Source organism: Clavibacter lycopersici (genome assembly GCF_003576405.1).
Classification (GTDB): Bacteria; Actinomycetota; Actinomycetes; order Actinomycetales; family Microbacteriaceae; genus Clavibacter; species Clavibacter lycopersici.
In genome coordinates, this window is sequence record NZ_QWGT01000168.1 from 1 (window position 1) to 6229 (window position 6229).

At 73.0% G+C, this 6229-nt stretch carries 6 protein-coding genes; 3 read left to right on the forward strand and 3 right to left on the reverse strand.

Annotated features, from left to right (window positions below; genetic code table 11):
• The coding region (locus DZG00_RS11030; protein WP_147359977.1) for a LacI family DNA-binding transcriptional regulator at nucleotides 1-547 on the reverse strand (547 nt) is incomplete at its 3' end.
• A gap of 198 nt (nucleotides 548-745) precedes the next feature.
• On the opposite strand from DZG00_RS11030, the gene DZG00_RS11035 reads away from it, so the two are divergent.
• Both DZG00_RS11035 and DZG00_RS11040 read left to right on the forward strand, forming a co-directional pair.
• On the forward strand, nucleotides 746-2275 hold the full coding sequence (locus DZG00_RS11035) for a SulP family inorganic anion transporter (RefSeq protein WP_119383067.1): 1530 nt from the start codon (nucleotides 746-748) through the stop codon (nucleotides 2273-2275).
• A gap of 225 nt (nucleotides 2276-2500) precedes the next feature.
• Nucleotides 2501-3694 carry an MFS transporter gene (locus DZG00_RS11040; protein ID WP_233549142.1) on the forward strand — a complete coding sequence of 398 codons (1194 nt, stop codon included), beginning with the start codon at nucleotides 2501-2503 and terminating at the stop codon, nucleotides 3692-3694.
• A 1-nt stretch (nucleotide 3695) separates the two neighbouring features.
• Here the strand turns inward: DZG00_RS11040 and DZG00_RS11045 are convergent, their stop codons facing one another.
• On the reverse strand, nucleotides 3696-4088 hold the full coding sequence (locus DZG00_RS11045; RefSeq protein WP_119382768.1) for a MerR family transcriptional regulator: 393 nt from the start codon (nucleotides 4086-4088) through the stop codon (nucleotides 3696-3698).
• 157 nt (nucleotides 4089-4245) lie between these two features.
• On the opposite strand from DZG00_RS11045, the gene DZG00_RS11050 reads away from it, so the two are divergent.
• Nucleotides 4246-5775 (forward strand): SulP family inorganic anion transporter, encoded by a 1530-nt coding sequence (locus tag DZG00_RS11050; protein ID WP_119382769.1) that lies wholly within the window; start codon nucleotides 4246-4248, stop codon nucleotides 5773-5775.
• 70 nt (nucleotides 5776-5845) lie between these two features.
• On the opposite strand, the gene DZG00_RS11055 is transcribed toward DZG00_RS11050, so the two are convergent.
• Nucleotides 5846-6229 (reverse strand): ATP-binding cassette domain-containing protein (locus DZG00_RS11055; RefSeq protein ID WP_119455623.1); only part of this gene is annotated, 384 nt, incomplete at its 5' end.

The following is a 6229-nucleotide window of genomic DNA, read 5'->3' on the forward strand; positions in this document are numbered from 1 at the left end:
GCTGGGGGTCGGCGGCGGGATCCCCGGGCGCGTCGTCCGCGTGCACGAGCGGGGTGCCGGGGGCGAGCGCCTCCGCGGCGGCGCGGCACCACGGGGAGCTGCCGATGACGACGATCACGCCCGGACGCTCGCCGGCGAGATCCGCGAACGCCCGCTCGACGTCGGCGCGGCGCTCCCCGTCGGATCCCGCGACGACCGTGCGCACCCCGGCGGCGGTCGCCGCGTGCCGGAGCGCGTCCCGGACGGCCGCGTTCTCGTGGGCCGGGCGACCGAGCACGAGGATCCCGATCGACTCCCTCCGGCCGGTGGCGAGGGCGCGCGCCGCCTCGTCGGGGCGGTAGCCGAGGTCCCGGATCACGGTGGCCACGCGGGCGCGGGTCTCCGGCCGCACCGACGCGCTGCCGTTCACCACCCGGGAGACGGTCTGCTTCGAGACGCCCGCGAGCGATGCCACGTCGGCGATGGAGGGGCGTCGCAGCGCCGTGAGGGTCACCGCCGCCGCCGCAGCAGCAGGCGGGACGGACGCGGTCGGCTCCTCGGTCCCCATGGTCGCGGGCTCTCCTCACGGGTCCCGACGTGACGGCAACCCTCCTCTTACGTTAGGGTAGCGTGCAGGAGCCCGGCTCCGACCCCCTTCCCCCGCTGCCCCCGGCTCCGCCGCCGTGGCCGCCCTCGATCCGCGCGCCGACGCGCCCCAGTCCTCATCAGAGCGGGCGCGACGCCCGTCACAGAACGGAGCCCTCCCATGGCCACACGTACCGCAACCCTCACACCCGTCCGGCACAGGCCCCCCGCCGGCCCCACCGTCCTCCAGGCGCTCAAGGACCCGCGCATGCTCAGCCGCGAGGTCCTCGCCGGCCTCGTGGTCGCGCTCGCGCTCATCCCCGAGGCGATCTCGTTCTCGATCATCGCGGGCGTGGATCCGCGGGTCGGCCTGTTCTCGTCGTTCGTGATGGCGGTGTCCATCGCGTTCCTCGGCGGCCGGCCGGCCATGATCACCGCGGCCACGGGCGCCATCGCGCTCGTGATCGCGCCGGTGGCCCGGGAACACGGCCTCGACTACTTCATCGCCACCGTGATCCTCGCCGGCGTCTTCCAGGTGCTCTTCGCCGTGATCGGCGTGGCCAAGCTCATGCGCTTCATCCCGCGCTCGGTCATGGTCGGCTTCGTCAACGCGCTCGCGATCCTCATCTTCACGTCGCAGCTGCCGCAGCTCATCGGCGTGCCGTGGGCGGTCTACCCGCTCGTCGCGGTGGGCCTGGCCGTCATCGTCTTCATGCCCCGGCTCACCAAGGTCGTGCCGGCGCCGCTGGTCGCGATCGTGCTGCTCACCGCAGCCGTCATCGTGATGGGCATCGGCGTGCCCCGCGTGGGCGACGAGGGCGAGCTGCCCCGCAGCCTGCCGTCGTTGTTCCTCCCGGACGTGCCGCTCACCTTCGAGACCTTCCGCATCATCGCCCCGTACGCGGCGGCGATGGCCGTGGTCGGGATCCTCGAGTCGCTGATGACCGCGAAGCTCGTCGACGACATCACCGACTCGCCCAGCCACAAGACCCGCGAGGCGTGGGGCCAGGGCGCGGCGAACATGCTCTCCGGCTTCTTCGGCGGGATGGGCGGCTGCGCGATGATCGGCCAGACCCTCATCAACGTGAAGGCGTCCGGTGCGCGCACCCGCATCTCGACGTTCCTCGCCGGGATCTTCGTGCTCGTCCTCGTCGTCGGGCTCGGCGACGTCGTCGCGATCATCCCCATGGCCGCCCTGGTCGCGGTGATGATCATCGTGTCCGTCGGCACCTTCGACTGGCACAGCATCCGGCCGTCGACGCTCAAGCGCATGCCGATCGGGGAGACCGCCGTCATGGTGCTCACCGTCGTCATCGTGGTCGCGACCCACAACCTCGCCATCGGGGTGGTCGCCGGCGTGGTCGTCGCGATGGTCGTGTTCGCCCGCCGGGTCGCGCACTTCGCCACGGTCGACCGCCGCGTCAGCGTCGACTCCACCGGGCACGAGACGGCGCACTACGAGGTCGTCGGGGAGCTGTTCTTCGCCTCGAGCAACGACCTCACCACCCAGTTCGACTACAAGAGCGACCCCGACCGCGTGCTCATCGACATGAGCGGATCCCACGTCTGGGACGCCTCCACGGTCGCCGCGCTCGACGCCATCACGACCAAGTACCACCAGCACGGCAAGGAGGTGCAGATCGTCGGCATGAACGCCGCGTCCACCGCCATGCACACCCGCCTCGCCGGCAACCTCGGCTCCGGCCACTGACCTCCCGACCGGCGGCGGGCCGGGGTCGCGGGTAGCGTCCCCCGAGGAGCCCGCCGCCGCGACGGCACCCGCCCGCCCCGCCAGCCCCGCATCGGAGGAGACACCACGAGCACGCACGCCCCCGAGACCGGATCCATCCCGCTCCCCGCCGCCGGCTCGCCCCGGCGCAGCCGCCCGCCCCGCTCGCGCGCGGGACGGATCGGCGGCGGCTGGATCGCGCTCGTCGTGGCGTGCGGCGTCCTCTCGCTCATGAGCGCGCCCGGCCAGACGGCCGGGCTCTCGGTCTTCACCGACCCGCTGATCGCCGAGCTCGGCGTCACCCGCACCGGGATCTCCGTCAGCTACCTCATCGGGACCCTCGTGGGCGCCGTCGCCCTCCCGTACGTCGGCCGGGCGCTCGACCGGTACGGGATCCGCCGCAGCATCGTCGTGATCGGCGTCGCGTTCGGGGCGTTCCTCCTGCTGCTCAGCCTCGCGGCCGACATCGTCGGCCTCACCGCGGGCTTCGCGGGCGTGCGCATGGCAGGACAGGGCGCGCTGTCGCTCGCCGCGACCACCGCGATCGCCCGCACCGTCACGCACCGCCGCGGCCTCGCGCTCGGCGCCGCCAGCGCCATCGGGTCCGCCGGCATCTCGCTCGTCCCCGTGCTGCTGGAGCGCCTCCTCGCCGGGAGCGACATCCACACGGTGTGGCGCTGGGAGGCGGTCGCCGTGCTCGTGGTCGTGATCCCCATCGGCCTGCTGCTCCCGCGCCCGACCGCCCCGGCGCCTGCCGTCGTCGACACCGACACCCGCGGCGTCGCCATCCCCGGCGAGCCCGTGTGGACCCTCCGCCAGGCCGCGGGCACGGGCATGTTCTGGGTCATCGCCGCGGGCCTCGCGACCGCAGGGCTCCTGAGCACCGCGCTCGCCTTCCACCAGATCTCGGTGCTCACCGAGCAGGGCCTCACCGCCACCGAGGCGGCCGCGAACTTCCTGCCGCAGACCGTCACCGGCATCGTCGCGACCCTGGCCACCGGCGCCCTCGCCGACCGGATCGCCCCGAAGTACGGCGTCACGTTCTCGATGGCGATGATGGCGGGCGCCCTCCTGCTCCTGCCGCCCGTGGCGCCCGGCGGCATGGCGATCGTCTACGGACTCGTGCTCGGCGCCGCGGGCGGCAGCCTCCGCGGCATCGAAGCGGCGGCGTACGTCCGCTACTACGGCGCCGCGAACATCGGCGTGATCCGAGGGGTCGCCACCAGCGTGAACCTCGCCTCCACCGCGGTCGGCCCGCTCCTGCTCAGCCTCGGCCACGACCTCGCCGGGGGCTACCGGACGCCCGTGCTCGTCCTCGCGGTCATCCCGGTGACGGTCGCGGTCATCTCGATCTTCGCGCGTGCCCCGCGGCACCCGTCGCTGCGGGTGCCGGCGGAGTAGGTCAGCGCCGCCGGAGCATCCCGAGGAACTCGTCCGCCTGCGCGAGCTGGTCGACCAGCTTCGCGCGGCGCTGCTCCGCCTCGGCGATGAAGGCGGCCAGCGCGTCGCGGCGGTCCGCCATCACGGCGGCCGGGGCGTCCGCGTCGGCGAGGCCGTCGACCACGCGGAGGAGGTCCTGCATCTCCTCGAGGGAGAACCCGAGCGGCTTCATCCGACGGATGAGCATGAGGGTGTCGAGGTCCTCCTGCGTGTAGAGGCGGAACCCGCCCTCGGTGCGCCCCGATGCGGGGAGGAGGCCGATCTCGTCGTAGTGGCGGATCGTCCGGTGGGACAGGCCCGTGCGCTCGGCGATCTCGCCGATGTGCATGGTGGTGGCGCTCTCCGGCTCGGTCATCGCCCGTCCTCCCGGTCGCTTCGACCCTACCCTCACGTCAGGATAGGGTGTTCGGTGCGGCCTGACGGCCGACGCCATCCTCCCAGCCAGCCGCACCGGGACGCGCCTCACGAGGGCGACCGGGCCGGGATCCCTACCTTCCTCCCTCGGAGTCGACATGACCGCCACGCCCGCGCCCGCCGTCCGCACGCCCGCGGTCCGCCACCCCAGCCCCACCGTCCTCGAGGCGCTGAGGAGCCCGCGCCTCCTCAGCCGCGAGGTGCTCGCCGGTCTCGTCGTCGCGCTCGCGCTCATCCCCGAGGCCATCTCGTTCTCGATCATCGCCGGGGTCGACCCGCGCGTCGGCCTGTTCTCGTCGTTCGTGATGGCCGTCGCCATCTCGTTCCTCGGCGGGCGGCCCGCCATGATCACCGCGGCCACCGGCGCCATCGCGCTCGTCGTCGCCCCGGTCGTGCGCGACCACGGCCTCGACTACCTCATCGCCACGGTGATCCTCGGCGGGCTCCTGCAGATCGTCCTCGGCCTGCTCGGCGTCGCGAAGCTCATGCGCTTCATCCCGCGCAGCGTCATGGTCGGGTTCGTCAACGCGCTCGCCATCCTCATCTTCTCCGCGCAGATCCCGAACCTCGTGGGCGTGCCGTGGCTCGTCTACCCGCTGGTCGCCGTCGGCATCGTGATCATGGTCGTGATGCCGCGCCTCACGAAGGCCGTGCCCGCGCCCCTCATCGCGATCGTGGTGATCACCGTCGCCGTCGTCGTCACCGCGCTCGCCGTGCCGACCGTGGGCGACGAGGGCGCGCTGCCCGACAGCCTGCCGTCGCTCTTCATACCGAACGTGCCGCTCACGCTCGAGACGCTGCAGATCATCGCGCCGTACGCGCTCGCCGTCGCGCTCGTGGGCATCCTCGAGTCGCTCATGACCGCGAAGCTCGTCGACGACATCACCGACACCCCCTCGCGCAAGACCCGCGAGACGCTCGGCCAGGGCGGCGCGAACATCCTCTCGGGCCTCTTCGGCGGCATGGGCGGCTGCGCGATGATCGGCCAGACGATGATCAACGTGAAGGCGTCCGGCGCCCGCACGCGCATCTCGACGTTCCTCGCGGGCGTGTTCCTGCTGATCCTCGTGGTGGGCCTCGGCGACATCGTCGCGATCATCCCGATGGCCGCGCTCGTCGCCGTGATGATCATGGTCTCGGTCGGCACCTTCGACTGGCACAGCATCCGGCCGTCGACGCTCAAGCGCATGCCCGTCGGCGAGACGCTCGTCATGGTGCTCACGGTGATCGTCGTGGTCCTCACCGACAACCTCGCCATCGGCGTCATCGTCGGCGTGATCGTCGCGATGATCGTGTTCGCCCGCCGCGTCGCCCACTTCGCCACCGTCGAGCGCACCGAGCGCACGGACGAGGACGGCGCCCCGCTCGCGCACTACGCCGTCGTCGGCGAGCTGTTCTTCGCCTCCAGCAACGACCTCACCACGCAGTTCGACTACGCGGGCGACCCGGAGCACGTGGTCATCGACATGACCGGATCCCACGTGTGGGACGCCTCCACGGTCGCCGCGCTCGACGCCATCACCTACAAGTACGAGCGGCACGGCAAGCGCGCCGTCATCAGCGGGATGAACGCGTCGTCCGCCGCGATGCACGGCCGCCTCGCGGGGGAGCTCGGCGCGGGCCACTAGGGAGGACCGCACCGGCTCCTGGCCGAGGCCGAGGCCGAGGTCGACGGCGAACCGGCCGATCGACCGGCGCTCAGCGCACGGTGTCCGCCACGACGCGCCCGTCCTCGAGGCGCACCACGCGGTCGGCATCGTCGATCACCGCCAGGTCGTGCGAGACGCACACCACGGCGACGCCGCGGGCCGCCTCGGAGCGCATGATCGCGCGGATCCGCTCCGCGCTCGCGGTGTCGAGGCCCGTGGTCGGCTCGTCGAGGAGCAGGAGGCCGGCGCCGCGGGCCAGCCCCTGCGCGAGCAGCGCGCGCTGCCGTTGCCCGCCCGAGAGCGCGGCGAATCCCTGCGATGCGAGGGGGATCAGCCCGAGGCGGTCGAGCGCGTCGTCGACGGCCCGGCGCGCGGCCGGGTCGAGGCGGCGCCAGCGATGCGCGCGCCCCCACGCCCCGACCGTCACGACGTC